At 62.3% G+C, this 26351-nt stretch carries 19 protein-coding genes and 1 pseudogene; 11 read left to right on the plus strand and 9 right to left on the minus strand.

Annotated elements, in window-relative coordinates:
- Window positions 1–135: 135 nt before the first annotated feature.
- Window positions 136–2883, minus strand: a complete 2748-nt coding sequence (gyrA, locus tag ROE7235_RS01005; RefSeq protein ID WP_183073236.1) for a DNA gyrase subunit A — start codon at window positions 2881–2883, stop codon at window positions 136–138.
- A gap of 193 nt (window positions 2884–3076) precedes the next feature.
- On the opposite strand from gyrA, the gene ROE7235_RS01010 reads away from it, so the two are divergent.
- Complete coding sequence (locus tag ROE7235_RS01010) at window positions 3077–3382, plus strand: usg protein (protein WP_121092956.1); 306 nt, start codon at window positions 3077–3079, stop codon at window positions 3380–3382.
- Between the two features lie 208 nt (window positions 3383–3590).
- Here ROE7235_RS01010 and ROE7235_RS01015 read toward each other — a convergent pair whose 3' ends face one another.
- On the minus strand, window positions 3591–7235 hold the full coding sequence (locus ROE7235_RS01015; RefSeq protein ID WP_121092807.1) for a vitamin B12-dependent ribonucleotide reductase: 3645 nt from the start codon (window positions 7233–7235) through the stop codon (window positions 3591–3593).
- A 454-nt stretch (window positions 7236–7689) separates the two neighbouring features.
- Between ROE7235_RS01015 and ROE7235_RS01020 the strand changes: the two genes are divergently transcribed.
- Together ROE7235_RS01020 and ROE7235_RS01025 are read left to right on the plus strand one after the other, a co-directional pair.
- Entirely contained in the window at window positions 7690–8691 is a 1002-nt protein-coding gene (locus ROE7235_RS01020) for a ligase-associated DNA damage response exonuclease (RefSeq protein ID WP_121092808.1), read from the plus strand.
- Window positions 8691–10253 carry a cisplatin damage response ATP-dependent DNA ligase gene (locus ROE7235_RS01025; protein WP_121092957.1) on the plus strand — a complete coding sequence of 521 codons (1563 nt, stop codon included), beginning with the start codon at window positions 8691–8693 and terminating at the stop codon, window positions 10251–10253. Before ROE7235_RS01020 ends, ROE7235_RS01025 begins: the two co-directional genes overlap by 1 nt.
- A 17-nt stretch (window positions 10254–10270) precedes the next feature.
- On the opposite strand, the gene pdeM is transcribed toward ROE7235_RS01025, so the two are convergent.
- Both pdeM and ROE7235_RS01035 read right to left on the minus strand, forming a co-directional pair.
- Complete coding sequence (pdeM, locus tag ROE7235_RS01030) at window positions 10271–10957, minus strand: ligase-associated DNA damage response endonuclease PdeM (RefSeq protein ID WP_121092809.1); 687 nt, start codon at window positions 10955–10957, stop codon at window positions 10271–10273.
- Entirely contained in the window at window positions 10954–13389 is a 2436-nt protein-coding gene (locus ROE7235_RS01035; RefSeq protein WP_121092958.1) for a ligase-associated DNA damage response DEXH box helicase, read from the minus strand. Before ROE7235_RS01035 ends, pdeM begins: the two co-directional genes overlap by 4 nt.
- A 124-nt stretch (window positions 13390–13513) precedes the next feature.
- On the opposite strand from ROE7235_RS01035, the gene ROE7235_RS01040 reads away from it, so the two are divergent.
- From ROE7235_RS01040 to ROE7235_RS19830, 5 genes are all read left to right on the plus strand, one after another.
- The gene (locus tag ROE7235_RS01040; protein ID WP_220669528.1) at window positions 13514–14464 is read left to right on the plus strand and encodes a Bug family tripartite tricarboxylate transporter substrate binding protein; all 951 of its coding nucleotides are present in this window, start codon (window positions 13514–13516) and stop codon (window positions 14462–14464) included.
- A 66-nt stretch (window positions 14465–14530) separates the two neighbouring features.
- Complete coding sequence (locus ROE7235_RS01045; protein ID WP_121092810.1) at window positions 14531–16030, plus strand: tripartite tricarboxylate transporter permease; 1500 nt, start codon at window positions 14531–14533, stop codon at window positions 16028–16030.
- Between the two features lie 3 nt (window positions 16031–16033).
- Window positions 16034–16486 (plus strand): tripartite tricarboxylate transporter TctB family protein, encoded by a 453-nt coding sequence (locus ROE7235_RS01050; RefSeq protein ID WP_121092811.1) that lies wholly within the window; start codon window positions 16034–16036, stop codon window positions 16484–16486.
- Between the two features lie 20 nt (window positions 16487–16506).
- On the plus strand, window positions 16507–17430 hold the full coding sequence (locus ROE7235_RS01055; RefSeq protein ID WP_121092812.1) for a hydroxyacid dehydrogenase: 924 nt from the start codon (window positions 16507–16509) through the stop codon (window positions 17428–17430).
- A gap of 563 nt (window positions 17431–17993) precedes the next feature.
- Window positions 17994–18341 (plus strand): hypothetical protein, encoded by a 348-nt coding sequence (locus tag ROE7235_RS19830; protein WP_147434147.1) that lies wholly within the window; start codon window positions 17994–17996, stop codon window positions 18339–18341.
- 36 nt (window positions 18342–18377) lie between these two features.
- Here the strand turns inward: ROE7235_RS19830 and ROE7235_RS01060 are convergent, their stop codons facing one another.
- A complete protein-coding gene (locus ROE7235_RS01060) occupies window positions 18378–18794 on the minus strand; it encodes a PaaI family thioesterase (protein ID WP_121092813.1) in 417 nt (138 codons plus the stop codon).
- Between the two features lie 63 nt (window positions 18795–18857).
- Between ROE7235_RS01060 and ROE7235_RS01065 the strand changes: the two are divergent.
- The 3 genes and pseudogenes from ROE7235_RS01065 (at window position 18858) to ROE7235_RS01075 (ending at window position 21376) form a co-directional block, all read left to right on the plus strand.
- Window positions 18858–19581: pseudogene (locus tag ROE7235_RS01065) on the plus strand (enoyl-CoA hydratase-related protein).
- A 107-nt stretch (window positions 19582–19688) separates the two neighbouring features.
- On the plus strand, window positions 19689–20450 hold the full coding sequence (locus tag ROE7235_RS01070) for an electron transfer flavoprotein subunit beta/FixA family protein (protein WP_121092814.1): 762 nt from the start codon (window positions 19689–19691) through the stop codon (window positions 20448–20450).
- On the plus strand, window positions 20450–21376 hold the full coding sequence (locus ROE7235_RS01075; protein WP_121092815.1) for an electron transfer flavoprotein subunit alpha/FixB family protein: 927 nt from the start codon (window positions 20450–20452) through the stop codon (window positions 21374–21376). The genes ROE7235_RS01070 and ROE7235_RS01075 overlap by 1 nt, the downstream gene beginning before the upstream one ends.
- A 66-nt stretch (window positions 21377–21442) precedes the next feature.
- On the opposite strand, the gene ROE7235_RS01080 is transcribed toward ROE7235_RS01075, so the two are convergent.
- The 4 genes from ROE7235_RS01080 to ROE7235_RS01095 are packed head-to-tail and all read right to left on the minus strand — an operon-like array spanning window position 21443 to window position 26335.
- Window positions 21443–23539: a 3'-5' exonuclease gene (locus ROE7235_RS01080; protein WP_121092816.1), complete on the minus strand. Its 2097-nt coding sequence runs from the start codon at window positions 23537–23539 to the stop codon at window positions 21443–21445.
- Complete coding sequence (locus tag ROE7235_RS01085) at window positions 23532–23963, minus strand: response regulator transcription factor (RefSeq protein ID WP_121092817.1); 432 nt, start codon at window positions 23961–23963, stop codon at window positions 23532–23534. Before ROE7235_RS01085 ends, ROE7235_RS01080 begins: the two co-directional genes overlap by 8 nt.
- On the minus strand, window positions 23938–24492 hold the full coding sequence (locus ROE7235_RS01090) for a hypothetical protein (RefSeq protein ID WP_121092818.1): 555 nt from the start codon (window positions 24490–24492) through the stop codon (window positions 23938–23940). The genes ROE7235_RS01085 and ROE7235_RS01090 overlap by 26 nt, the downstream gene beginning before the upstream one ends.
- Window positions 24493–24505: 13 nt before the next feature.
- A complete protein-coding gene (locus ROE7235_RS01095; RefSeq protein WP_121092819.1) occupies window positions 24506–26335 on the minus strand; it encodes a DUF294 nucleotidyltransferase-like domain-containing protein in 1830 nt (609 codons plus the stop codon).
- Between the last annotated feature and the right edge of the window lie 16 nt (window positions 26336–26351).

Raw genomic sequence — 26351 nt, forward strand, 5'->3', positions numbered from 1 at the left:
CGACAAGCCCAAACCCTTCAAATGGACCAAAACCGCCGAGGACATCCTCACCCGGGAACGCCGCGCTCTGAACGCGCTCGATGAAATTCGCGGAAACAGGTAGGAAGTGTCAGACTCAGAACACTAGCTCGTTGATCACACGTCCGTGCCGTCCTCTGGCGGCTCTGCAACCGCATCTTCGTCGCCGGTTTCGGCAATCCGCGCGACAGAGACGACATGTTCACCCGCGCCGGTGTTGAACACCTTTACGCCGCCGCCCATGCGCCGCAAGAAGCGGATGCCATCCACAGGCACGCGGATAGACTGGCCCTTGGACGTGGCCAGCATGACCTGATCGGTTGCATCGACCGGGAAGAGCGCAACCAGAGCACCACCGCGCATGGCCTTGTCGGTTGCGCCCACACCTTGCCCACCGCGGGTGGTGATGCGGTAATCGTGGCTCGAGGTCAGCTTGCCCAAGCCGTTTTCCGTGATCGTCAGCAGCAAGTCCTCGGCTGCTGACATTTCGGCATAGCGTTCGGGCGAAAGCTGACCGGCCTCGACGGACTCGTCAGTGTCCTCCGCGTCATCCTCGGTTACGCCGGCAATCAGGCGGCGCTGGCGGATGAAGGCTTCGCGCTCTTCCGGCGTCGTCTCGAAATGGCGGATCACAGCCATAGAGACGACACTGTCATCGGTCCCCAGCCGCACGCCGCGCACACCCGTCGAATCGCGGCCCTTGAAGACCCGCACATCCGTGCTGCGGAAGCGGATCGCACGCCCAGACGATGTGACCAGCATCACATCGTCATTCTCGTCACAAATGCGCGCGTTCACCATGGTCACGCCCTCGGGCAGTTTCATGGCGATCTTGCCGTTGCGCATGACATTGGTGAAATCGGACAGCGCATTGCGCCGCACATCGCCCGCTGAGGTCGCAAAGACGATTTGCAGGTTTTCCCACTCTTCCTCTGGCCGTTCCACGGGCAGAATGGCGGCAATGCTGACGCCGCTCGCAATGGGCAGGATATTGACCATCGCCTTGCCGCGCGCGTTGCGACCGGCCAAGGGCAGGCGCCATGTTTTCAGCTTGTAGACCATGCCGTCGGTGGTGAAGAACAAAAGCTGCGTATGGGTGTTGGCCACGAACAGCGTTGTGACAACGTCATCATCCTTGGTGGACATGCCCGACAGCCCCTTGCCGCCCCGACGCTGGGCGCGGAAATCGGCCAGAGGCGTGCGCTTGATATAGCCGCCAGAGGTGATGGTCACGACCATATCTTCGCGCTCGATCAGGTCTTCGTCGTCCATATCGCCGGCCCAGTCGACGATTTCGGTGCGGCGCGGCACGGCGAATTGCTCGCGCACTTCGCTGAGTTCGGTCGAGATGATCTCCATCACGCGGGCGCGCGACCGCAGGATATCAAGGTAGTCCTTGATCTTGGCGGCCAGCGATTCCAGCTCGTCCGTCACTTCCTTCACGCCCATCGCAGTCAGGCGTTGCAGACGCAGTTCAAGAATGGCGCGGGCCTGCGCTTCCGACAGGTTATAGGTGCCGTCGTCATTCATCGTATGGCTTGGGTCGTCGATCAGCCGTATATATTGCGCGATGTCACCGGCGGGCCAGCGCCGCGTCATCAGCTTTTCGCGGGCCTCCGCCGGGTCGGCAGAGCCGCGGATGGTGGCGACCACCTCATCCACGTTCGACACCGCAACAGCCAGACCACACAGCAAATGGGACCGCTCGCGCGCCTTGTTCAGCTCGTAAGCGGTGCGGCGGGTGACAACTTCCTCGCGGAAGCTGACAAAGGCCGTCAGAAAATCGCGCAGGGTGAGCTGCTCGGGGCGGCCCCCGTTCAGCGCCAGCATGTTGCAGCCAAAGCTGGTCTGCATGGGCGTGAAGCGGAACAACTGGTTGAGCACGACATCGGGCGTCGCGTCGCGTTTCAACTCCACCACAACGCGCACGCCCACCCGGTCGGATTCGTCGGCAACCCCGGAAATCCCTTCGATCCGCTTGTCGCGCACGGCTTCGGCAATGCGTTCGACCATCGTGGATTTGTTCACCTGATAGGGGATCTCATCAATGATGATCGCGAAACGGTCCTTGCGGATTTCCTCTATGTGGGTCTTGGCGCGGATGATGACCGACCCGCGCCCTTCCAAGTAAGCCTTGCGCGCGCCGGAGCGACCGAGAATCAGCCCGCCCGTCGGGAAATCAGGGGCGGGGATATATTCGATCAGATCGGTGCTTGTCAGGTCGGGATTCTCGATCAGCGCCAGCGTTGCATCGACGACCTCGCCCAGATTATGCGGCGGAATGTTCGTGGCCATGCCGACCGCGATCCCGCCCGCGCCATTGACCAGCATGTTGGGAAAGCGCGCGGGCAGCACGGTGGGTTCCTGATCGCGCCCGTCGTAATTGTCCTGAAAATCGACTGTGTTCTTGTCAATATCGGCCAGAAGCGCGCCTGCGGATTTGTCCATCCGCACTTCTGTGTAGCGCATGGCGGCGGGGTTATCGCCGTCCATGGACCCGAAATTGCCCTGCCCGTCCAGCAGCTTCAGCGACATCGAAAAGGGCTGCGCCATGCGCACCAGCGCGTCATAGATCGCGCTGTCGCCGTGCGGGTGGAACGTGCCCATCACATCACCCACCCCGCGCGCGGATTTGCGGTAGGGCTTGTCATGCGTGTTGCCCGCCTTGTGCAGCGCGTACAAAATACGCCGGTGCACAGGTTTTAAGCCGTCGCGCAAATCGGGGATCGCGCGGCTGACGATCACGCTCATCGCGTAGTCAAGATAACTGGCGCGCATTTCCTGCGCGATGGAAATGCTCGGACCGCTCGGACCCGATGGCGGCATTTCGTCAGTGTTTTCAGGGGTTTCGGGCGTGTCGCTCACTGGACCCTCTTGGGCTGTTGGGATGATCTACATCTGGTTGATGGCACAGTATCAGAAGCAGGATATGGGGTGCAATGGGCAGTGACCCGGCATTTTGGCAGCCACCGGGCATGGTGGCTAACAACATGTTTTCATTGAAAATTATATTTTTCGGGGCATGATTTTCGGATCAGGACTTGTGAAAGGGTTACAGATGACCGCATCCCCCACCGAACTTATGCTGAAAGGCTACGGGCTGACCACGGCGGAAATGATCTACCGCATGCCCGACCACACGCATGTGCTGAACACGTTTCTGTGGCAGGATTACGATCTGGCGCCGGACTATCCGCGCCTGTTCGAGTTTATCGAGTTCTGGCACGACCAGATCGACGGGCCGCTGCATTCGGTGCGGTTTTCGCACCGCAAGCGGATGTCGGCGGGGGAATGGCGGCATGTCGTGGGGGAGTTCGAGGTCGGCGGCCGCCATGCACGGGATATGCGATTGCGGTTGCAGTAGTGTCTGACTGCACAACACTTCAGATACCAGGTTAGCCAAGCGCCAGTCGCGCGCCCCGCGCGACAACCCGCGACCGCCCGCCCCCCAGGCGGGCGCGGGTTCCCCTCACCCCCCTCGGTCGGTCGCGGATTGCCGCTTTCCACGGTCCAAACGCAAAGAAAAAACCCGGCCATCATGGCCGGGTTTTCAAGTTTCCCTCAGAGGTCGCTTAGCTACACCCGCTCGTCCCGCCGCAGGTATTGCACTTCATGCACGTCCCATTCCGAACAAGCGTGTAGTTGCCGCACTCGCCGCAAGGGTCGCCCTCGTAGCCCTGCATCTTGGCCTTGGTCCGGGCGTTCATCGGCGCGACGGATACGCTTTCCACCGAACGCGTCTGGTAGGCCACGGCGGCAGAGCCGTCCGAAGCAAACCCCGTCGCCTGACCGCCTTGCAGCACTGTCAGTTCCTGCGGCAGGCGCTTGCGCAGGTAGCCTGTGGATGAGATCTGCCGCAGCACTTCCAACGAGCGAGAGGCCGCGTCATCGGCCGGTTCGGCCACGTTGCGCTGGCCTTCGGCCTCGCCCGCGCCCAGATCGTCGAACGCGGTTCCAGCGGGTTTGACATGCGCCAGATCGGTGCGGTCCAGATAGCTGACGGCCAGTTCGCGGAAGATGTAGTCCAGAATGGACGTCGCGTTCTTGATGCTGTCATTGCCCTGCACCATGCCCGCCGGTTCAAACCGGGTGAAGGTGAAGGCATCGACGAACTCTTCCAGCGGCACGCCGTATTGCAGGCCGACTGACACGGCGATGGCGAAATTGTTCATCATCGCGCGGAAGCCAGCGCCTTCCTTGTGCATGTCGATGAAGATCTCGCCCAGCTTGCCGTCGCCGTATTCGCCGGTGCGCAGGTAAACCTTGTGCCCGCCGACAACCGCTTTCTGGGTATAACCCTTGCGGCGCTCCGGCAGCTTTTCGCGGTTGGAGCGCACGACTTCCTTGATGATGACCTTCTCGACGATCTTCTCGGCCAGCACGCGGGCTTTCTCGTGCTGGGTGCCCGACTCCATGATCTCTTCGGCGTCTTCATCATCCTCGATCAGCGCGGCAGCCAGAGGCTGCGACAGCTTGGACCCGTCGCGGTAAAGCGCATTGGCCTTGATGCCCAGCGACCATGACAACTCGTATGCCGCCAGCGTTTCCTCGATCGTGGCCGAGTTCGGCATGTTGATCGTCTTGGAAATCGCGCCAGAGATGAAGCTTTGCGCCGCCGCCATCATGTGAATGTGGCTGTCCACCGACAGATAGCGTTTGCCGGTCTTGCCGCAGGGGTTGGCGCAATCGAACACGCCGTAATGCTCGGTCTTCAGATGCGGGGCATTTTCCAGCGTCATCGTGCCGCAGACATGATCGTTGGCGGCCTCGACCTGCGCCTTGGTGAAGCCCAGATGGCGCAGCAGGTCAAAGCCGGGGTTGTTCAGTTCCGCCGCCGGAATGCCAAGGGTTTCGCGGCAGAATTCCTCGCCCAGCGTCCACTGGTTGAACACGAAGCGGATGTCAAAGGCAGAGGGCAGCGCCGCTTCCACTTTCTTGATCTCTTCGGGGCCGAACCCGTGCCCGATCAGGCTGGTGTGGTTGATGCCGGGCGCCTGACCCAGGCTGCCGTGGCCGACCGCATGCGCTATGATCTCGCCAATCTGCGCTTCACCGTAACCGAGCTTGCGCAATGCTGCTGGCACGGACTGGTTGATGATCTTGAAATAGCCGCCACCGGCCAGTTTCTTGAACTTCACCAGTGCGAAGTCAGGCTCGATCCCGGTGGTGTCGCAATCCATGACCAGACCGATCGTGCCTGTGGGGGCAATCACGGTGGCTTGGGCGTTGCGGTAGCCGTGCGCTTCGCCAAGGCTCAGCGCCTCGTCCCAAGCCGCGCGGGCCAGATCGACCAAGCGCGTGTCGGGGCAACCGGCGGCATCCAGCGCGACGGGGGCGACGTTCACGCCTTCGTAGTCGCTATCGCCATAGGCCGCGCGGCGGTGATTGCGCATCACCCGCAGCATGTGGTCGGCGTTTTTCTTGTAGCCGGGGAAGGCGCCCAGTTCGGACGCCATTTCGGCGCTTGTCGCGTAGCTGACGCCGGTCATGATCGCAGTCAGGGCACCGGCCAGCGCACGGCCCTCAACGCTGTCATAGCCATAGCCCATATTCATCAGCAGACCGCCGATATTGGCATAGCCCAAGCCCAAGGTGCGGAACTCATAGGACCGCTGCGCGATTTCCTTCGACGGGAACTGCGCCATCATCACGCTGATTTCGAGCGTGATTGTCCATAGCCGCGAGGCGTGCATATAGGCTTCGGCATCGAACCGGGTGCCGTCGTAGAACTTCAGCAGGTTCATCGACGCAAGGTTGCAGGCCGTGTCATCGAGGAACATATATTCGCTGCATGGGTTCGACCCCCGGATCGCACCATCGGCGGGGCAGGTGTGCCACGCGTTGACGGTATCATGAAACTGGATGCCGGGGTCCGCACAGGCCCAAGCCGCATGGCCAACCTGATCCCACAATTCGCGGGCGCGCACGGTTTTGGCAACCTTGCCATCGGTGCGGCGCAGAAGCTCCCAATCCGCATCGTCCTTGACCGCTTGCAAGAAGGCATCGGTCACGCGGACAGAGTTGTTCGAATTCTGGCCCGATACGCTGGTGTAGGCTTCCGAATCCCAGTCGGTGTCATAGGTCGGGAATTCGATGCTGTCATAGCCTTGCCGCGCGTATTGCAACACGCGTGCGGTATAGGTTTCCGGGATCATGGCCTTCTTCGCGGCTTTGATCGCGGCTTTCAGGCTGGGGTTTTTTGCCGGGTCGACGGCATCCTCCGTGCTGCCATCCCAAGCCCGGATCGCGCCGAAAATATCGTTCAGGCGCGCTTCGTGCAGTTTGGAGCCGGCAACAAGCGAGGCGACCTTTTGTTCTTCAATCACCTTCCAGTTGATGAATTCCTCTACATCGGGATGGTCCATGTCACAAATGACCATCTTGGCCGCGCGGCGCGTGGTCCCGCCCGACTTGATCGCGCCAGCGGCCCGATCACCAATCTTCAAGAAACCCATCAACCCAGAGGATTTACCGCCGCCCGACAGTTTCTCACCTTCACCACGCAGTGAGCTGAAATTGGTCCCGGTGCCGGAACCATATTTGAACAGGCGCGCTTCGCGCACCCAAAGATCCATGATGCCGCCGTCATTGACCAGATCATCCGACACGGACTGGATGAAGCACGCATGCGGCTGCGGGTGCTCGTAGCTGGATTTCGATTTCACCAGCTTGTGGGTGAACGGGTCGACATAGAAGTGACCTTGGCTTGGGCCGTCGATGCCATAGGCCCAATGCAGGCCGGTGTTAAACCACTGGGGGCTGTTCGGGGCGGCCATCTGTGCGGCCAGCATGAAGCGCATCTCGTCGAAATAGGCGCGGGCATCTTCCTCGGTGGCGAAATACTGGCCCTTCCAGCCCCAATAGCACCATGCGCCGGCCAGACGGTCGAACACCTGCTTGGCACTCGATTCGCCAATGTAGCGCTCATCTTCCGGCAGCTCTTTCAGTGCGTCCAGATCGGCGGTCGAGCGCCACAGGAATTCTGGCACACCATCTTCGGCCACGGGTTTCAGACGGGCGGGCACCCCGGCCTTGCGGAAATATTTCTGGGCGATCACGTCGCTTGCGACCTGGCTCCAGCTTTTGGGCACTTCGACCGCGTCATTGCGGAACACAACTGTGCCATCCGGGTTGCGGATTTCGGAAACCGTGGTCGTGAACTCCAGCGCCGCGTATGCGTCTGCCGTTGCCGTGGTGAAATGCCGTTCGATTTTCATGTGCCTGTCGCCCCTGACTGCATTAAAACTTGCGCCACTTCGGCGCGGTCGTGTGTCGGCCGGACAAGACACGCATCATCGGCTGCTGAACGCAGGCGACCGATGTTTTCACACCGGACGTTTTCCAAGATGATGCTTCTCCTGTCCCACTGCCCACATGCGCTTCGTGTCGCTTACTAGATGTAGTGGGCATTGTGCTGACTGGCACAAACTGACGTATTTTTACCCTATGCGTCAACGGAAAAATTACGTTTCTGTGAGTGTATTTTCGCTTGACTGCCACAAGCCTATACAGGGCTTTGGAAAGACTCGGAAAATCGTTGCGGCGGGCTGTGGCAGCTTGGCCACCATCACCAGCCGGCGCGGTTAGGTCAACGTGGCTGCGCAATATCTGGGCATGGCATGCCGCCGTGCTACACTCTGTAGCAGAGATAGACCAAAAATGCACCGGCCCATGACCGCGACACCGCTGATCACCCGCCCAGAAGGGCTGTATTGCCCCGCAGGAGATTTCTACATCGACCCGATGCGCCCTGTCGCGCGGGCGCTGATCACTCATGGCCACGCTGATCACGCCCGCGCAGGTCACGGCGCGGTGCTGGCCACGGCGCAAACGCTCGACATCATGGCGCTGCGCTATGGCGAGGGTTTTGCGGGGGCGCGGCAGGTGGCCGAAGGTCCGCTGCGAATCGGTGACGTGACGGTAGGCTTCCATCCGGCCGGGCATGTTCTGGGGTCCGCCCAGATCAAGGTCGCGGGTGCTGGACCAAGTGTGGTTGTCACGGGCGATTACGCCCGCACCACGAACCCGGCCTGTGCCCCGTGGGAGCCGGTCGCCTGCGACATCTTCGTGACCGAGGCCACATTTGCCCTGCCGGTCTTTCGCCACCCCGACCCGGCGCAGGAAATCGGCAAGCTGCTGGCGTCGGTCGCGGCCTTCCCCGAGCGTGCGCATCTGGTCGGGGCCTATGCGCTGGGCAAGGCGCAGCGGGTCATCATGCTGCTGCGGCAGGCAGGCTACGATGCGCCGATCTACATTCACGGCGCGTTGCAAAAACTGTGCGACTACCACCTGTCCCAAGGGGTGGCCTTGGGCGATCTGCGCCCCGCCACCGTCGCGCGTGGCAAGAAGGGCGATTTCGCGGGCGCGATCGTTATCGCGCCGCCCTCGGCCTTTGCCGCAACATGGGCGCAGCGGTTCCCCGATCCGGTCATCTGTTTCGCATCTGGCTGGATGATGGTGCGTGCCCGCGCCCGGCAGCGCGGCGTGGAATTGCCGCTGGTCATCTCTGACCATGTGGACTGGCCGGAACTGACCACCACCATCACCGAGTTGAACCCGGATGAGACATGGGTCACCCATGGCCGCGAGGATGCGATCCTGCGCTGGTGCGCGCTGCAAGGTCTGGCGGCAAAGCCCTTGCGGCTGATCGGCTTTGAGGATGAACCGGAATGATCGGCGCGTTTGCGGACCTTCTGGAGCGGCTGGCCTTCACCCCGCAACGCTTGCGCAAGCTGGACCATTTGAAGCGCCATTTCGCCACTCAGCCCGACCCCGAACGCGGGCTGGCGCTGGCCGCGCTGACCGGCGATCTGGGGCTGCGGGCGGTCACGCCGTCCTTGCTGCGCGGGCTGGCGAGCGACCGGTTGGACCCAGAGCTCTTCGCCATCAGCTATGATTTCGTCGGCGATCTGGCCGAAACCATCGCGCTGGCCTGGCCCGATGCGGTGCCGGCGCAGGAGGTTGCCTTGTCCGACCTGGTCGCCGAATTGCGCGACACGCCCAAGGTGCGGCTGCCCGAGTTGATCGCTTCGCGACTGGACGCGCTTGGCCCGTCGCAGCGGTATGCCTATCTGAAACTGGCCACAGGCGGCTTGCGCGTCGGCGTCTCGGCCCGACTGGCGCGGCAGGCGGTGGCGGATTTCGGCGGTCTGGACCTGGCTGAGGTCGAGGAACTCTGGCACGGGTTGGAGCAGCCCTATACCGCGCTGTTCGCATGGGCCGAGGGCGGCGCGAAACCCGTCTCGGCGGCGCGCGCGCCGTTCCGTCCTGTGATGCTGTCGACGGCGATTGATCTGGAGGGGGTGCAGACGCTCGACCCTGCCGATTTCGCCGCCGAATGGAAATGGGACGGCATTCGCGTGCAAGCGGTGTCGGACCAAGGCACAAGACGGCTGTATTCGCGCACGGGCGATGACATCTCTGGCGCGTTCCCGGACCTGCTGGCCGCGCTGGAGTTTGACGGTGTCATCGACGGCGAATTGCTGGTGCGGCGGGGGGATGCGGTGGCACCCTTCAACGAATTGCAAACGCGCCTTGGCCGCAAATCCCCCAGCGCCAAGATGCAGGCCAGCCATCCGGCGACGCTGCGGGCCTATGATCTGCTGCTGTGGGGTGGGCATGATCTGCGTGGGGAAGGCTTTGCCGCCCGCCGCGCGGCGCTGGAGCGGGCGGTGGCCGGGCTGGACCCAATGCGCGTTGACCTGTCGCCGTTATTGCGTTTCGCCACATGGGACGACTTGGCCGCCCTGCGCGCCGACCCACCCGAGGCCGTGATCGAAGGGGTGATGCTCAAGCACCGCGCCAGCCCTTATCTGGGCGGGCGGATCAAAGGCCATTGGTTCAAGTGGAAGCGCGACCCGATGCGGGTGGATGCGGTCCTGCTTTATGCTCAGCGTGGGCATGGCAAACGCTCGGGCTACTATTCCGATTTCACCTTCGGTGTCTGGGACCGGGACGCGCTGGTGCCGGTGGGCAAAGCCTATTTCGGCTTTACCGATGCCGAGTTGAAAGAACTGGACCGTTTTGTACGAAGCAACACGGTCGAGCGGTTCGGCCCGGTGCGCGCGGTCGCCCCCAAGATGGTGGTGGAAGTCGCATTCGAGGGTTTGAACCGCTCGCCCCGGCACAAATCGGGGGTCGCCATGCGGTTCCCGCGGATTGCCCGTATCCGGAATGACAAAACCGCAGCCGAGGCCGATACGCTGGAGACGTTGCGCAAGCTGTTACCAGATTGAGGGGCTGCGCCCCAAGGCTATGGTTTAGGGGGGCGCTGCCCCCCACGCGCGTGGCGCGCGTGCCCCCCGGAGTATTTGGGGCAAGATGAAATCAGGGGCACCATGCGGGTGCGGGTTCCGGTCGTGATGGCATGGCCATTTTGGATGAGGGCTGTCAGCGCGGGGTCGGTCGCGTCGAGGCCGCCGGTATATGCGCCATAAGCCGGCAGGATGACGTGGTCTGCTCCGATCAGGAACGCGGGCAGGCGGCGGCCTGCCAGCGTGATCTTGGGGTGGTAATGGCCCGAGATGTCGGGGCCTTGGGCGGCGATATGGCGCAGTGTCAGGCCAGCGCGCGTGATCTCGGCGAGCCCCGGTGCGCGCGGGTCGTGATTGCCGGTGATCCAGAGGCAGTTGTGCCGCGCCGTGATCTGGTCGAGCGTGGCGCGCGCGTCTGGGGAAAGCGCGCTTGCGGCCGCGTCATCGTCGAAGCTGTCGCCAAGGGCGACAAGGCGGCAGGCGGCGGTGCTGTGCAGATCGGCTATCAGGCGGTCCAGCGTCGCCTGCGTCTCATAAGGCGGCAGGAGCGCACCGCCGCGCCGCGCCATGCGCTCGGATTTGCCCAAGTGCAGATCGGCCACCAGAAGCGCGTCTTGGGCGGGCCAGTGCAGTGCACCCGTGGGAAGTGCGGTGAAGCTCTGACCGTGAAAGGTGAAACGCGTCATGCACTGGTTTTGGAGGGGGTTTCGTCAAGCTGCAAGCCCGCTTCTGCCATCATGCGCGCCGCCTCTTCGTCGAGCAGGCGTTCCGTGCCCGCGCCGCGAATGGGGATGCGGCCTGCTTCCAACATCAGCGGTGCGGCGAAGGGCGTGACATGCGGCGGTAGGGAATGCACGATATGCGGCCGGGCGCGCAGCATCTGTTCTATCCGGCCGAAATCTGCCAGCCCGCGCATGGATTCGCTGCGCGTAATGCGCAAGAGCAGATGATCAGGGTCGAATTTGCGCAGCGTGTCATAGAGGATATCGCTGGAAAATGTGGCCTGTTTGCCGGATTTGCGCTGCCCCGGCAGGTTGCGCTGCAACAGGCCCGAAATGGTGGCGACCGCGCGGAAGGTGCGTTTCATCACGGCGTTTTCGGCAAGCCACGTTTCCATCCCGTCGCGTAGGCCGTCGGGGTCCAACAGCGGTGCCGGGTCGCGCACCGGGTCGAGCGACCAGACGAGCAACGCGTAATCGGTGGCGACAAGGCCCAAGGGGGCGAGCTTTGCTTGTTCCATGCGGTGAGTCATCAGCAGGCCCAAGGTCTGGTTCGCGTTGCGCCCCGCGAAGGAATACAGCGCGAAATACCACCGCCCGCCGCGCGAGAAGCTTTCGCAGGTCATGGTGCCGGGGGTCGGCAGGGTTGCGACCTCTGTCTGAAGGGCTAGCCAGTCAGCGGTATGACCGGGCAGGGCGGCCCATGCGCTGCGGTCCCCAATGAGGGCCAGAACGCGGGCGGAGAGTTCGGTCGAGGTGGCCATTTTCAACCCGTTGAACACGGCGATTTTCGGCTCGCGCGTGGGTTGGGGCGTGACCTCAACCACCATGTCGCGCAGGCGGTCATAGCGTACGGTTTGCCCGCCGATCAGGAAGGTATCACCGGGCGAGAGGGCGGCGGCGAAGCTTTCCTCGATTTCGCCTAGGGGCGCGCCGCCGCGTGGGCCTCGGCGCACCGACAGCAGTTCGGGGGCGACGATGGTGCCAATATTCATGCGGATGTCGCGCGCGGCGCGTGGGTCGCGAAGCTGCCATTGGCCGCTCTTTTGCATCAGCCGTTGCCAGCGGTCATAAGCGCGCAGGGCGTAGCCGCCGGTTGCGACGAAATCCAGACAATCGTCGAATTGGGCGCGGGAAAGTGATGCGTAGGGGCCAGCGCGGCGGATTTCATGGAACAGGGAATCGCCATCGAATGGCCCCGCGCAGGACAGCGTCAGGATATGCTGGCAGAGCACATCCAGCCCGCCAACGGGCGGCTGCCCGTCGCCATCCAGTTCGCCCGCTTGCACGGCTTGCAGGGCGGCGAGGCATTCCAGCACCTCGAATCGGTTTGCGGGCACGATGCGAGCGCGCGAGGGGGTATCAAAACGGTGGTTGGCGCGGCCAATGCGCTGGACCAGCCGCTTGATATTCTTGGGCGCGCCGATTTGCACTACAAGATCCACATCACCCCAATCGAGGCCCAGATCCAGACTGCCGGTCGCCACCACGGCACGCAATGCGCCCTGTGCCATCGCCGTTTCGACCTTGTGGCGGGCGTCGCGCGACAGGCTGCCATGGTGCAAGCCGATGGGCAGGTTTTCGTCGTTCACGGCCCAGAGCGCCTGAAAGAACAGCTCTGCCTGCGCGCGGGTGTTGATGAAGACAAGCGTCAGGCGGGCATCGCGGATCGCGGCCAGCACATCGCGCGCGGCATAGGCACCGCCTGCGCCTGACCATGGCGGAATGCCGGTTGTGGGCAGCATGGCAATGTCGGGGGGCGGGCCGGGGTCTGCCTGCACGATTTCGGCGCCGCCGATGAACTGTGCCAAGGCCGCAGGGCTTTCGACCGTGGCCGAGAGCCCCGCTATGCTCAGGCCGGGCGCAAGGGTTATCAGCCGCGACAGGCCAAGCGCCAATTGGTCGCCGCGTTTGGAGTCGGCCAGCGCGTGGATTTCATCGATCACGACACGCTTCAAGCCTTGGAAGATGCGCGGTGCTTCGGGGTAGGACAGCATCAGCGCAAGGCTTTCGGGTGTGGTCAGCAGTATATGGGGCGGGTCCACGCGCTGGCGGGCGCGGCGCGTGGCAGAGGTGTCGCCGGTGCGATCCTCTATCCGCAAATCCAGCCCCAGATCGGCCACAGGCCGTGACAGGTTGCGCGCAATGTCATGCGTCAGGGCCTTCAGCGGTGAGACATAGAGCGTGTGCATTCCCGCCCCCATGTCGCCCGTGCAGGCATCGGCCAGCGTGGGCAGAAACCCCGCCAGCGTTTTCCCGCCGCCGGTGGGGGCAATCAGCAGAGCATGGCCGGCCGCATGCAGCATCTCTAGCTGGTGCCGGTGGGGCTGCCAGCCTTGGTCGGCGAACCACTGTTCAAGTGCTGCGGGAATCGTTGGGGGCGGGGCGATCTGTGTCATGTTGCGGTGCAAGTTAGCGCGCTGTGACGGCACGGGAAGTGGCCGGAATTACATATAAACTTTATAGTATACATGTGTAATTTGCCCTGTTAGGCTCTGCCCACATCACTAGGGAGGATGGACTATGAAAAAGACGATGAACACAAGTTTTGCCTGTATGCTTGGGGCTGCGGCCGGGGTGGCCCTCGCCGCGCCTGCCTATGCGCAGGATTTCCCCGAACGTGCGATCGAATATATCATTCCGTTCAATCCGGGCGGCGAATCCGACATCACCGCGCGGATGCAGGAACCGATGATGGAAGAGGCGCTGGGCGTCGGCGTCAATGTGCGCCACCAGCCCGGCGGTGGCGGCGCGGTCGCCTGGGCCGAGTTCCAAGGCAATGCCGAGCCCGATGGACACGAGATTATCGGCATCAACCTGCCGCACATCGTGGGTCAGCCGATCCAGCGTGACAACGCCGGGTATGAAACCGAAGGCTTCGACATCATCACATGGTTCCACTTCACGCCGCATGTGCTGGTTGTGCGCGCAGACAGCCCGTTCCAGTCGCTGGAAGACCTTGTGGCCTTCGCCAAGGAGAACCCGCAATCGCTGACCGTTGGCGGGTCCGGCACCTTCTCTGGCAACCATCTGGAAACCCTGCGGATGGAACAACTGACCGAAGCCGACGTGACCTACATTCCGTTCACCGGCACAGGCCCGTTGCCCGCTGCCATTTTGGGTGGGCACGTAGGCGCGGTGATCTCGAACTCCACGCTGGGTGTGCAGATGGGCGATGATGTGCGCGTGCTGGCCGTGGCCGCAGAAGAGCGGCTAGACGTTCTGCCCGATGCGCCGACCTTTACAGAACTTGGCTACGACATTGTCGGTGGCACATTCCGTGGGGTGGCCGCGCCAAAGGGAACTCCGCAAGAGCGTATCGACATGCTGGCTGACCTGTTCACCGACATGAACGAGACAATGGCCGAGCGTCAGGTGCCAATGGGCTTCCAGATGACCGATATTCGCGGTCAGGCTGCGGTCGATCTGCTGGCGCGCCTGCGCGACCAGTATGGCGATTTCCTGACGCAGTAATCGTCAATTCCCCCGGCGGGATCTTTCGCCGGGGGTCTTTATGTCTTCAACCCATAAGGACCGATCATGGATGTCCTGATCGCGGCGGCCTTGGCCGTCATGCAACCGCATATGCTGCTGATCGTGCTGCTGGGTGTTACGGCGGGCTTGTTCGTCGGGGCGCTGCCGGGGCTGACGGCCACCATGGCGCTGGCACTGATGCTGCCCTTCACCTTCGCGATGGACGCGCTGGAAGGGCTGGTTGCGCTGGGTGCGGTCTATATGGGCACGATCTATGGCGGCGCTTTCACGGCGATCCTGATCAACACCCCCGGCACGCCGTCGTCTATTGCAACCACGTTTGACGGGCACCCAATGGCCAAACAGGGCCGCGCGCTGGAAGCGATCAGCATTGCCACGATTGCCTCTGTGGTAGGGGGCGTGGTTGGTGTGACATTCCTTCTTCTCGCCGCGCCGCCGTTGGCGCAGCTGGCGCTGAAATTCGGCCCATCAGAAATGTTCTGGGTTGCCATTCTGGGCCTGACGCTGATCGGATCGCTGGCCACCGGATCGGTGCTGAAAGGGCTGCTGGGCGGCGCGATCGGGCTGATCATCGGCACCATCGGGATTTCGCCTATCGGTGGCGAAACGCGCTTTACCTTCGGTTGGGTCCCTTTGCAGGCTGGTATTTCGCTGATTGTGGCACTGATCGGCCTGTTCGTGATCCCCGAACTACTAAGCATGATGCGGCAGGGCCGCGCCGCCATCGACACGACCACCGGCCTTGGCGATGGTGGATTCCGGTTCGGCACCGCGCTGCGAACGGTGTTTGCAAAACCCGTGAACCTGATCCGCTCTTGCGTGGTCGGGCAGATCATTGCGATCATTCCGGGGGCGGGCGGGTCGATCACATCGCTTGTCGCCTATAATGAGGCCAAGCGCGGATCGGACGACCCCGACAGCTTCGGCAAAGGCAACCCCGAGGGGCTGGTCGCGTCAGAATCCAGCAACAATGTGATGGTTGCCGGCTCTATGGTGCCGCTGTTGACGCTGGGCATTCCCGGCGCGCCGCCCGATGCCGTTATCCTTGGCGTCATGCTGCTGCACGGGCTGCGCCCCGGTCTGGACCTGTTTGCCGAAACCGGCGTTCTGGCCAACGGGTTTATCATGTCGATGGGCCTTGCCGCGCTTATGTTGATCCCCGTGGGGCTTCTGGGCGGACGGTTGATCTATCAGGTCATCATGCGCACGCCGCACTATTTCCTTGTGCCGACCATTCTTGTCATCACCATGCTGGGCACCTACGCGCTGCGCAACAACCTTGTCGATGTCGCGCTGATGCTCGGGCTTGGCGTCGTGGGCTTCGGCATTCGTGGGCTGGGGCTGGATGCCGCGCCCATCGTGCTGGGCCTGATCCTCGGCACAATCGCCGAACAGGGCTATGTGCAGACCATATTGGGCGGCATGGCAATGGACATCCCACAACTGCGGTTGCTGGAAAACACCCTCAGCCAGATCCTGATCGTGCTGACTGTTGCGGTCATCGGCTGGACGGCGTGGCCCAAAAGCCGCAGGCGAAAGGACTGACCCATGCGCGTACGACTGAATACCGAATTGCTGGGCGGATTGTTCGGCATGGCCTTGGCCGCGATCTTCTACTTCAACCGGGGCAATGTCGGGTTCCTCAGCGCGGTTTTCCCCAACACGGTGCTGGCAATTCTTGGCGTGCTATCGGCCGTTCTGATTCTGCGCGGGCTGATCGCGGGCGAGCCCACCACGCTGTCGCTTGAGGGCACAGGATCGGTGCTGTTCGGGATCGCCGTCATGGCGCTCTGGTGGATCGGGATCAAATATGTCGGCTTTGTCACGACCTCTGTGCCGCTCTTCGCGGCGCTGGCGCTGGTCATGAAACGGCGCGCCGGTCCGCTTGCGCCGCGCGACTACCTGATCGCGCTGGCCGTTGCGCTTGTTGTCGTTGGCGGCTTTTTCTGGGTGTTTACCGAAGTTCTGGGCATTCGCCCCTTCCGCGCACCATTGCTGTGATAACCAAGGAAAGACCCTGAATGGCTCGTGTCGTCATCTCCGAATTCATGGACGAACCCGCAATCGACTGGCTGCGTGCGCGTCATGACGTGACCTATGACCCGACGCTGATCGACGATCCCGCCGCCTTGCGCGCGGCCTGTGCCGAGGCCAGCGCGCTGATCGTGCGCAACCGGACGCAGGTCGATGCGGCGCTGATGGATGCCGCCCCCGGCCTGCGCGCCATCGGGCGCTTGGGCGTGGGGCTGGACAATATCGACACTGAAACCGCCAAGGCACGCGGGGTTGCCGTGTTTCCGGCCACCGGCGGCAATGTCACCTCTGTCGCGGAATATGTCATCACGGCCGTCATGGTGTTGCGCCGGGGCGCGTGGCTGGGCAGCGCCGACGTGCTGTCGGGCGCATGGCCGCGCCAGCGCATGATGGGGCTGGAGGTGGCGGGCGCGACCTTGGGCCTTGTGGGCTTTGGCGCGATTGCGCAGGCCACGGCAGAGCGCGCGCGCGCCCTTGGCATGTCGGTCGCGGCCTATGACCCGTTTTTGCCCGCCGATGCCTCGGCTTGGGACGGTGCCGCCCGGTTCGACGATCTGGATGCACTGGTTGGCCATGCCGATGCGCTCAGCCTGCATGTGCCGCTGACCGACACCACGCGCGGGCTGTTCGGGGCGGACCGGCTGGCAGCAATGAAACCGGGGGCTGTCCTGATCAACACCGCGCGCGGGCAGATCGTGGATGAAAGCGCTTTGGCGGACGCCCTTCGCGCGGGCCATCTGGGCGGGGCGGCAATGGATGTGTTCGCGTCTGAGCCCTTGGGCGCGGGCAGCCCGCTTGCAGGCGCGCCCAACCTGATCGCCACCCCCCATATCGCGGGTGTCACTGTCGAATCGAACACACGGATAAGCTTGATCACGGTGCGCAATGTCGATGGGGCCTTGGGCGGGTAGCACACTTATGCACGCAGATTTATAGTTCGGAAAAAATGCTAAAAAAAGGAGTTTTTGGAATCTTGCTTATATCATTGAAAAAGCTGACGAAAAAGGGGCTCCCTATTTGACAAACTCGTTACTCAGATAGGCGCTCCCACGTTCCACTGTCTTTGCACTCCATCTTAATGCTATCCGAGCGTGGCCCATTTTCGATCGCCCCGACACTGTAAAATTCATCAGCAGCGATGCACCCAGACGCTCTGCCTTCTGTGGGTTCCCATGTGAAATCCGTGGAGCAGACCGCAGTCCGCCCTCCCGTATGAGCTATGGCACCCGGAGAGAAGCTAAGACTGCCTATCCAGCACTTGCTCTGTTCTGCAACTTGCGCCGATACAGGAGCATAAACAACAGCACACAATACGCAGACCATCAGTCGTCGCATGTCTTGCTCTTGTCGTTCAATTTAGTCTCCACTAGATTGCGAAGTTTTTTCGAGCTTAGCTTCGCCGTCGTTTGTTTCCCAATAGCGGGTGGCTTCTCTGAAGCGTCCAATTTGACCCTTTCTAGCGTCAGCAATTTTCATGATGGACCCCTTTATATCAGAACCCTACGAATCCACAATCTATACACACGAAGCTGGCGACAACGGTTTGGCTATGGTTAAAAAAGTCGGTCCAGATCGTGCTAGTAAATGGCTGCTCATCGGGGTAGGCGATCTCAACACGTTCCAACTAAAAAGCGAAGGCAGACGGCTTGGTGAAAGGCTCTCTAGAAACTGTAGGCCTTACTGGACCATCGAATATTCTGCTGTTGAGCTGAACTTGGGATTTTTCAGCTCTGACAACGCAAACGCCCTCCTTGATACGGCAACAAACCAAGTTCTAAACCAAGCAGCTTTGAACGGTTTTGGCTCATGTCTGAAAGCTTAATCCTAAAACGATGCATCATCTGTGGGGCTAAGTCCATCACCCCTCCGGCGGAATGGAATAGGTCATCGACGCGCGTGCCACCGGGCGCGCATCCCCCTCGGCAAAGATCAGCGCATCGCCCACAGCCAGAACCCGCCCCAGTTTCAACAGCCGCGTTTCGCATAGCAGGTCCACGCCCGCCGCCGGTTTGCGCATGAAATCCATGCCCGCATTGGTGGTCACGGTCAGCGCCTTGGGGCCGATCATGCTCAGGATCGTCAGGTAGATCGCCACATCCGCCAGCGCGAACAGGGTCGGCCCCGACACCGTGCCACCGGGGCGCAAATGGGCGGGGCTGGGCAGCAGGCGCAGGGTCAGCGCATTGTCCTGCGCCGTCTCGACCCGGAACATATGCGCGACTTCGGCAAAATCGCGGTCCAGAAACGCGTTCAGCGCGTCGCGGTCCATTTCCATCGCATCTCCTTTGCGGGTGAACCGCGCTGTGCAAACCGAAGTTACAAACCAAAGGGGGGCGGAATGGAAGATGAAATCCTGATATGTGACGTGACGGACGGGATCGCCCGGCTGGTGATGAACCGCCCCGCCAAGCTGAACGCGCTGTCGGATGCGATGCTGACCGCTCCGCTGACGGCCTTGCGCGATGACCAAGATGTGCGCGTCACTATCCTTACCGGTGCAGGCAAGGCGTTCCGCGCGGGTCACGATTTGAAAGAAATGCAGACCGGACACGCCGCGCCAGACGGGGGCGCGGCCTATTTCAACGACCTGTTCGCCCGCTGCGGCGCGCTGATGCAGCTTATCCCGTCCTCGCCGCAGCCGGTGATTGCCGAGGTCCACGCCATCGCCACCGCCGCAGGGTGCCAGTTGCGACATAGCTGTTGCCGCCGATGGCACGCGCTTTGGCGTAAACGGCGCCAATATCACGCGCAAAGCGGCGTTTGAGTTATTGAGCACGGGGCAGTTCATTGACGCAGCGCGCGCGGTCGAGCTAAGCTTAGCCAACCGCGCGGTGCCCGCCGAAAGTTTGCAGGCCAACACCCGCTTCCTTGCCCAGAGTGCCGCCGCAAAACTGAGTGCTGCCGAGCGTAGTGGCAAACGGGCGTTTTATGAGCAAGCACAGATAAATCTGGCGACCGCATATGCCCATATAGGGCAGGTCATGGACGCCAATAAGCTGCTGCGCGACACGGATGACGGCATAACCGCGTTCCTTGAAAAACGCTATCCCGATTGGGCGTGAATGCGCGACGTGGCGTCGGCGGCTGGGGATGCGTCGATTTTACACTATGTCTTGCCGCATCATGCCGCTAAACCTGTCGCAGTATTACATGAGGGAGAGATACGCTTATGAAGGTTCTTGTGCCTGTCAAGCGCGTGATCGACTATAACGTGAAGGTCCGTGTGAAAGCGGATGGCAGCGGTGTCGATCTGGCCAATGTGAAGATGTCGATGAACCCGTTCGACGAAATTGCCGTCGAAGAGGCGATTCGTCTGAAGGAGAAAGGCGTTGTCACCGAAGTCGTAGCCGTGTCCATCGGCGTAAAACAGGCGCAGGAAACCCTGCGCACGGCTCTGGCCATGGGGGCAGACCGCGCCATCCTGATCGTGGCCGCTGATGATGTGCACACCGATATCGAACCGCTGGCCGTGGCCAAACTGCTCAAGGGCGTGATCGACGCCGAAGAGCCGGGCATGGTTCTGTGCGGCAAGCAGGCGATCGACAATGACATGAACGCCACCGGCCAGATGCTGGGTGCGCTCACCGGCTGGGCGCAGGCGACATTCGCATCCGATGTGGCCGTGGATGGCGATCATGCCACCGTCACACGCGAAGTGGATGGCGGCTTGCAGACCATCAAGGTCAAGCTGCCCGCGATCATCAGCGTCGATCTGCGCCTGAATGAGCCGCGCTACGCGTCGCTGCCCAACATCATGAAGGCCAAGAAAAAGCCTTTGGATGAAAAGACGCCCGCCGATTACGGCGTCGATGTCAGCCCGCGCCTGAGCGTGGTCAAGACATCGGAACCCGCAGCGCGGGCTGCTGGTGTGAAGGTCGGCTCTGTCGATGAGCTGATGGCGAAACTCAAGGATGAAGCGGGGGTAATCTGATGGCGGTTCTTCTTCTGGCCGAAATCACCGATGGCGCGCTGAATATGGATGCGACGTCCAAGGCAGCAACCGCGGCAAAGCAACTGGGCGATGTGACGGTGCTATGCGCCGGTGCGCAGGCAGCCGATGGCGCTGCACAGGCGGCAACGATTGACGGTGTGTCAAAAGTGCTGGTTGCAGAGGATGCCAGCCTTGGCCACCGTCTGGCCGAACCGACCGCGGCGCTGATCGTGTCGCTGGCTGGCGAATACAGCCATATCGTGGCCCCCTCGACCACAGACGCCAAGAACATCCTGCCCCGCGTCGCGGCACTGCTGGATGTAATGGTGCTGTCGGATGTGACCGCAGTGGTCGATGCCGACACGTTTGAGCGCCCGATCTACGCGGGTAACGCCATCCAGACCGTGAAATCGGCGGATGCGACCAAGGTCATGACCATCCGCACCTCGACATTCGAGGCGGCAGGGCAGGGCGGTTCCGCCCCGGTGGAAACCATTTCCGCTGCCGAGAACCCTGGCCTGTCGGAATGGGTCGAGGACAAGGTCGCCGAATCCGACCGCCCCGAACTGACCAGCGCAAAGGTCGTTGTGTCGGGCGGGCGCGGTGTCGGGTCCGAGGATGATTTCAAGATCATCGAAGGGCTGGCCGACAAACTGGGTGCTGCCGTCGGTGCGTCGCGCGCAGCAGTCGATTCGGGCTATGCGCCGAACGACTGGCAGGTGGGCCAGACCGGCAAGGTCGTGGCACCCGACCTGTATATCGCGGTGGGTATTTCCGGCGCAATCCAGCACTTGGCCGGGATGAAGGACAGCAAAGTCATCGTCGCCATCAACAAGGACGAGGAAGCGCCGATCTTCCAAGTTGCCGATTACGGGCTGGTGGGCGACCTGTTCACGCTGGTGCCGGAACTGACCGAGAAGCTCTGAGAACTTCGGATACTACATGCGAAAGGGCGCCCATCTGGGTGCCCTTTTTCATAACCTCTTGTGCCCTTACATCTGCGTGTTCAGATCCTTCAAAAGTCGCCCATGCCTGCGCACCTCTGCCAACACCGCGCCGAAGGTTTCCAGCCCTTGTGCCTGCAACATCGGCAACAGCTTCAGGAACGCGTCTGCCGTTGCCACCGTATCGCCAATGGCGGTGTGGCGCGCCTCTTCGGGGATGGTAATGCCCAGCCGTGCGGTCAGTGCATCCAGCGAATGTTGTTCCAACTGGCCATAGACCACGGCCGACAACAGCACCGTGTCCAGCACCGGGTTGTCGAACTGCACGCCGATCGCCTTTTCGTAGCGGCGCAGAAATTCCATGTCGAACGGCGCATTATGCGCGATCAGCACCGCGCCACGGGCGAATTCGTGAAAGCTTTTTCCGGCCTCGACCATCGACGGCGCGCCCTTGACCATGTCTTCGGTAATGCCGTGCACATCGGTAGAGCTTTTCGGAATCGGCCTGCCCGGATCGACCAGCGTGTCGAACACCTCGCGCCGCACACGGCGGCCATTGACCACCCGCACGGCGGCGATTTGAACGATTTCATCGGCTGACGGGGTCAGCCCCGTGGTTTCCGTGTCGAAGACCACATAGGTCAGGTCTTGCAACCGGCTTTCCAGCACGCCTGCGTTGCGCTCTTTCGACAGCAATTCGAAATCATAGACCACTTCGCGCTCTATCGGCGGGGGGCGACGCGTCGCGCGGCGGGCTTGCGGGATCGGCAGGCGCACCGTGGCGCGCCCGTCGGGGCGGGTTTCGGTCCAGGCTTCGGTCAGATGCGCCATCAGCACAGAGCGCGCGGTCACATCGGGCAATTCTGGGTCTATGCTCTCGGTCAGCCAGCCGTCGAATTCGCCCACCGGCAGCGGTGCGCCCAGCCAGTCCAGATCAAGGATCGCACCGGGGCCATCCTCTTCGCTCAGAACCAGTCGGAAGCTGTTGGCGCGACCGGTTTCGGCCAGTTTGGTGCCCAGCCAGCGGAAGAACAGTGCCAACTCGAACCCGTCGCAGGTCAAAATCAGTTCCGGCCCTTCGGTGGTCAGAGCCAGATCCTGAGCCGCGAATTGCGCCTGTATCCCGTCGAGCAGGTCGCGCGAGCGGGTCCGCGTTTGCGGCATCCACTCGCCCCGCGTGGCGTCATGGCGGGCGCTGAGTTGGGTGATGGCACTGGTCAGCACGCGCACTTCTGTCTGCATGGCCTGTGTCAGGTCGCCTTGCTGTGCAAGCTCGGGGCTGTCCGACAGCACGCCGATGACGGTTTGCAGATTGGCCGCAGGGCGGCGCACACGGTCGAAGACCTCTGTCAAAAGCGCCTCGCGCGCAGCATGGGCAGACAGATCGGCGGTCACATCGCGCAGGGTCAGCACAAAGCCGGGGCGGCGGGTGTTGTCGGTCCGGCGCAGCACCCGCATGCGCCCTGATAAAAGCCGCCCGCTGGCGGTGGTGGCGCACATCAGGTCCGACACCGCATCGGGGTCGTTCATGTTTGCCAGCCGATCATAGGCATGGCGCACCGGCCCTTCGCGCAGATAGTCCAGCAGGTTGCGGTCCAGACCGGGGGCGGCGCCCGCTTCCAGAATGGTCACGGCCTGCCCGTTGTAGAACGCCAGTTGGAAATCGGCATTGCACAGCAGCACCGCGACCGGAACATCCGAAAGCAGCTTTTCCAGACGGGACTTTTCAGCCGAAAGGCGGGCGGTCTCGCGCGCGACGGATTCGGCCAAGGCCGAGCGCGTCTGCGCCAAGGATGCCGAAATCGCTTCTGCCGCCGGCGCGAGATCGCCCAGATACCGCGCCTGCGCCGCTTCGCGGGTCAGCCCCCCTGTCACATCGGCATGGGCGCGGCTGCGTATGGCGGTCGACAGACCGTCGATCGCACGGGCAACATTCGCATCGAACAGATACCAGATGCCCGTTGTTATGAACACGATCAGAAAGCCTGCGATCAGACCGGCCTGCAATAGCGGCCCGTCCAGTCCGGGCTGCGGGCTGCGCGATAGCGTCAGCCAACCGCCAGCGACGATAGCCGCAATGCCGCCCAATGCGATCAGCAGGAAAAACAGCAGAACACGGATACGAAGCGACAGACGGTCAAGCATTGTGTGCGCCCTCGGGCGCGCGCTCTGCCAAGGATGCGCGGTCGACAGACAGCATGCGCCGCACCTCCTCGCGCAGTGTTTTCAGCTCGAACGGCTTCGATATGAACCCGTCCGCGCCCATCGCCAGCCCCTTGCGGCGTTCCATCGCAGAACCGCGCGCCGTCATCATCAGAATGCGCACCCCGTCGCATTCCGCCCGCGCGCGCACGCTTTGGCATATCTCATAGCCCGACACTTCGGGCAGCATGACATCCAGCAACACCAGATCGGGCTTGCGGGTGCAGATCATGTCCACCGCGCCCGCGCCGGTGGCAAGGCGGGTCTGGGCATACCCTTCGCGGGTCAGCAGGTAATCGAGGGCAATAGCGATATTGTCCTCATCCTCGATCACCAATATCTCAGCCCTGCGCGCTTGATCCTCCATTTTCCTCTCCTCCTCCTCCACAAGCAGTCGTTAGAAACGGGTCGTCCGGCGCCATCTTGAACCAATCCACATCCTGCGGAATGCCCTCCGCGTCCAGCGTTGTGCCATCCGACAGGTCGGCGCGGCGCGCGCCCGCACAGTCAAACACAGACTGGAAGCCGAAGGTCAGCGCCCAGCGTTCTTTCAGGATTACCCCTGTAATGACATAGTCGGGGATGTTCGCATTGGTCTGGCGGATGCGGTTGTCGATCGCGATGATGCGCGTGGTCAACGGCACCGCAAAAGTCCATGGCCGGTACCAGACCCGGTGTTCGTTGCGGCTGACGACGGTCACATCCTCTGGCAGACCGGCTTCAAATCGGCCTGCCCAGCTATATTCCAGATAGATCACCATCAGCACCATCGCTGCGGCGGCCCCAAATGGGGCGGTCCAGTCGGGCAGGCGGCGCAGCGTCAGGCGGTGCGCGATCAGGGCAAGGCCAAAGCCTGCCACCCCTGCCACGACCACCGCGAAGAATTCGAGAAACATGGATTGCGCCCTTTCAGCCCAATGTGCCTGCAAGCTGCCCCACGGCAGATTGCATGGTGCGCACGACGACAAAGGCGTCGCGCAGGTGGCTGCGCTCGAAATCGGACAGGTCCGAGGGCGCAAGAAAATTGTCGGGTTTGCGGTTCATGCGCACCAGCGTGGCCTGATTTTCCAGCCGCAGATCGGCGATCAGGTCATAGGCTTCGATCAGGTCGCGCGCGCCAGAGACAGAGATGATCCCAAGCTCTTCCGCCGCCAGCAAGCGCGCGCGCGTGTTTGCCGCTGGGATGCGTCCGCGCAAGGCATAGACACGGGCCAGATCGGTGATCGGGACCACGCCGCCATGTTTCATGTCGACATGGTTCTTATGCTCGCCCGAACGGATGGTGGCAAAGCCGCGCAACAACCCCAAGGGCGGCGCGTGCTTGATGGAATTCGACACCATATGCGCGACAAAGATCGAGTTTTTCGATGCCGCCTCGAGTGTTTCGGCCTGCAACTCGCGGAACAGGCTGACCTGTCCGCCAATAGGGCGCAAGTCGAACATGACCGACGCCAGCATCTGCGCTTCGGTCGAGGGGGTGTTGATCCAGCCTTGGAAATAGCGCCGCCAGACTGACACAGGCTGACACCAGCGCGGGTTCGTGGCCATCATGTCGCCGGGGCAATAGAAATAGCCCGCCGCATCCAGCCCGTCGCTGACGTAGCGCGCCAGCTTGGTGAAATAGGCCATGTCATCGGGCGTGGCGCTGTCGTCGATAATCAGGCAGTTGTCCTGATCGCTGACGCCGGTCTGTTCCTGCCGTCCCTGGCTGCCGCAGGCGGCCCACAGATAGGGCACGGGGGCGGGGCCGAATTCGTCCTCGGCCAAGCGCAGCAGTCGTCGGGTGACGGTGTCTGCAATATCGGTAATCAGCCGTGTCACCACGTCATGCGCGTTATGCGCGCCGACCAGCTGCATCAACAGTTGCGGGATGCGGGCGGTTACATCGGCAAGCCCTGCGTAATCCTTGGCATTGGCCGCGTCGCGCACCAGTTGGGCCGAACTGATCGCCTGAAAACGGGTCAGGTCGGTCTGGGTGATCATGCCCACCAGCTTGCCGCCGCGCGTGACGGGAACATGCCCGATGCGGTGCTCCAGCATCATATGTAAAATGTCGGACCCCAAGGCGCTCGGGTCGAGCGACATGGGCTCGCGGGTCATGAAGTCTGACAGTAGCGTGTCGGGGCTGCGTCCTTCGGCGAGCACCTTGCCCGACAGGTCGCGCGTGGTGACAATACCGACAAGCGCATCGCCCTCGACCACAGGCACACACGAAATGCGGTATTCGCGCAGCAGGCGCGCTGCTTCTTGCGCTGTGGTCTCGGGGGTTGCGCTGCGCGGGTTGCGCACCATCAGATCGGCCACTTTCAGCGTGGCCAGATCATTCTGGCGACCCAGCTTGTTCTGGCCCTGACCACGGCTGAAGAACCGCTCGAACGCCGGGAAATTGGCGATCAGGTGGCGCAATTCACCGCCGGGCAGTTGCAGCAGAACCGTGTCGGATGTGGTGGTGGCGGTCGTCGCCGCGCGCCCGTCGCGCAGCAAGCCACGCTCGCCAAAGGAATTGCGAGGGTTCAGGATGGACACCAGCGCGCCATGCGTATCCGTCACTTCGACCGTGCCGGATTTGACCAGCCAGACACCGCCGATGGGTTCACCTTCGGTATATATCGTGGTGCCTGCGGGGTATTCGATGCGGCTGAAGGAATTGGCGACACGCGTCAATTCGTCAAGCGGCAAGCTGTCATACGGGTGCACCGACTGCAGGAAATCCAGAACCTTGGGGCTGACATCGGGCATGACATGTTTCCGGGGT

The organism is Roseinatronobacter ekhonensis, assembly GCF_900499075.1.
GTDB lineage: Bacteria > Pseudomonadota > Alphaproteobacteria > Rhodobacterales > Rhodobacteraceae > Roseinatronobacter > Roseinatronobacter ekhonensis.